The sequence below is a fragment of the Candidatus Rhabdochlamydia sp. W815 genome, assembly GCF_018642185.1.
GTDB classification, from domain to species: Bacteria; Chlamydiota; Chlamydiia; order Chlamydiales; family Rhabdochlamydiaceae; genus Rhabdochlamydia; species Rhabdochlamydia oedothoracis.
This window is the reverse complement of record NZ_JAAVTY010000156.1, coordinates 1-2,616: the sequence shown is the minus strand read 5'-3', so window position 1 is coordinate 2,616 and position 2,616 is coordinate 1. Positions and strand designations below refer to the sequence as shown.

The 2,616-nt window shown below is 33.1% G+C and carries 3 protein-coding genes and 1 pseudogene; 2 read left to right on the top strand and 2 right to left on the bottom strand.

The window, feature by feature from the left end:
* Positions 1-281: 281 nt before the first annotated feature.
* A pseudogene (locus tag RHOW815_RS07785) lies at positions 282-407 on the top strand (IS5/IS1182 family transposase); the annotation flags it as partial.
* Positions 408-556: 149 nt separating this feature from the next.
* Positions 557-1,885, top strand: a complete 1,329-nt coding sequence (locus RHOW815_RS07780; RefSeq protein WP_215217735.1) for a hypothetical protein — start codon at positions 557-559, stop codon at positions 1,883-1,885.
* Positions 1,886-1,902: 17 nt separating this feature from the next.
* Here RHOW815_RS07780 and RHOW815_RS07775 read toward each other — a convergent pair whose 3' ends face one another.
* The gene (locus RHOW815_RS07775) at positions 1,903-2,202 is read right to left on the bottom strand and encodes a pseudouridine synthase family protein (protein WP_245397498.1); all 300 of its coding nucleotides are present in this window, start codon (positions 2,200-2,202) and stop codon (positions 1,903-1,905) included.
* A 139-nt stretch (positions 2,203-2,341) separates the two neighbouring features.
* Positions 2,342-2,515 (bottom strand): winged helix-turn-helix domain-containing protein, encoded by a 174-nt coding sequence (locus tag RHOW815_RS09195; protein ID WP_215217736.1) that lies wholly within the window; start codon positions 2,513-2,515, stop codon positions 2,342-2,344.
* Positions 2,516-2,616 lie beyond the last annotated feature (101 nt).

Sequence of the window (2,616 nt, the reverse complement as noted above, 5' to 3'; positions counted from 1 at the left end):
GAAAAATTGAGAAAGAAAACTACATACAAGCCTGAATATGGTGGTTCTAGCTTTTATTGATCTACTTTTGAAAAGATTTTAAACAGGCTCTAAGAGTTTGAATGCATAAACATTTTTTATATAAAAAATAACATCTTCTTGAAAGATAGAGTAGTTTTTTCAAAAAAACCTAATTATGCAATTCTTAATTTGAAATCAAACTAGTATATATTGCTTCACTCGTGAGGTGATATGAGATTTGAGAACATTAAAAACCTGAAACCAGAAGAATTCCGCCGCTAGAGAACGTGATAGGAATGTTAAAACGATTCAAAATAATTTCAGACCGCTATCGGAATAGGAGAAAAAGATTTGGATTACGCTTCAGTCTTTTGGCAGGATTGTACAACTATGAACTTAAAATTTAGGTGTTAGAAGAACTCTATTACTTATTTCCATTCTAAGATCTTCTAAAATGAGCAAGCTTATTTTATACAAGTCTTGGGCGATTAGGAGATTCTCTAATATAAAATGATGAATTAATTTTATAAATTTAATTTTTTAATTAAAGGTTTATATGACACAGCTTACAGTACAAGGAAACTTCGATTTATCAAGTAATCGATTAGTGGTTGATTTTGGTAATATATTTCCATTATTAAATAATCAAACCCATCCTGTGTTATTATCTCAACAATCAAATAATCAAGGATCTAAGGTATCTCCTGTTTTGCAACAACCTAGTTTTATTCAAAAACACAGTCTTCGATTTGTTTCATCTGCTTTAGGGTTAGCAGGAGGTGTTGGATTGCTTGTATCCTGTATTTGGTCAGTATTACTTCCTGCTATTGGATCTATAGGAGTTATAGGTATTGCTTATTTAGTAAATAGAAAAATTAGTCCTTTGCATACAAAAGAGATGCCTTCAGGAGCAACTAAAACTCAGAGTCTTTTTGAAGAACAGATAGGAAGCGGAGTAGGTTCAAAGAGTTCATTAAATGAACCTGTTAATAAAGGTAATTTGCAACCACCAAATATTCCACCACTACCGCTGCCAAGTTCAAAGAGTTCATTAAATGAACCTGTTAATAAAGGTAATTTGCAACCACCAAATATTCCACCACCACCGCTGCCAAGTTCAAAGAGTTCATTAAATGAACCTGTTAATAAAGGTAATTTGCAACCACCAAATATTCCACCACCACCACCGCTGCCAAGTTCAAAGAGTTCATTAAATGCACCTGTTAATAAAGGTAAAAGGATACGAGAAGAAGTTGATGCAGACAAACCTAGTACTTCAAAAGAGTCTATAACCAGTAAAGGATGGCCAGAACAAATTAAAGAAAGACCAAAGCTAAATAAAGTACTTACTATTGACTATATGAGGCAAACTGTTAAAGATTACCCATCGACTTTATTGCTTGAATTAGTTAGAGTTTGTTATGAAAAAGGTCAAGATATTAGCAAATCTAAACTCTCGAATGAGTGGAAAAAATACTTTAGCAATAAAGTGAATAAATTCAATAATAAATTTGATCTAAAAGAACAAATGAAAGATCCAATTAGTTCATGTACGGACAATATTTTTGAAAAAATAAAAGACTTAGATTCTCTTGTAAAAATTATGGAATGCATACAATGTTTGTTAAATATTTTATCTAAATGTCAAAACCTTCCCGAAAAAACACGAAAGTATTGTACTAAAAAATTAAAAAAGATAGAGGATCATATTAAAAAATTAAAAGAGGAAGATTCTGGCATTAGTACTCGGAATACAATTGCTAGTGGTATATTAGCCACAATGAAAAGCAGTCCTATGTTGGAACCAATGAGCAATAGAAGAAAGAGCTTGGTACCTTCTAGTTCAGATTCAGAGAATGAATCTGACCATGATGAAAGCTGGTAGCCTTGAAACCTGAAGCTCTATAAGCTGTTTCTTTGTAAATAATCAGACCAATTATAGCCTATTTCAAATAAACGCTCTCCATCGCAGCAATGGATGAGCTGAAAGAGGCCGCTTTTTGTTCTGTTAAGCTGAGATAGATGGGCTCCTGATTCGAGAAGGATGCCTATATCATGTGCTAAAGAGCGGATATAGGTGCCTTTGGAACAATCTACCTTTAGCTGTATGTAAGGGTAGATGTAGGAAATAAGTTCTATTTTGATGGTAACCGTAACGGGGCTCGTGGGATGAAGATGCCTTTGCGTGCTAAATCGTATCACATTACCACCGCTAATATCACTGACAGAAATGGGTGTATAGAAGCATTTTCACTACATAAAAACCATTTGTTCGGTGTAAAAAATGTTTTAGCAGATGAAAGAAAACTACATACAAGTCCGAATATGGTGCTTCTTGCTTTTATTGCTCTAATTTTGAAAAGATTTTAAACAGGCTCTTAGGCTTTTTATAGGTAAAGTTTAACCGATGCAATAAAGAAACCATAGCTGATGGTGTATAACATATTCCAAAGTGGTCTTTGGCAAAATTGACAACTTGTTTAGCTGAACTGGGAGCTTCTTCTTTTACATAGATTTTTAGTTAGTCTTTTCAAGTTTGAAGTGCACAGAAGAATTAAAAAAAGAATAGGCAGGCGATGAAAGAATCTCTATTGTGATTTTTAACAATCAAACACA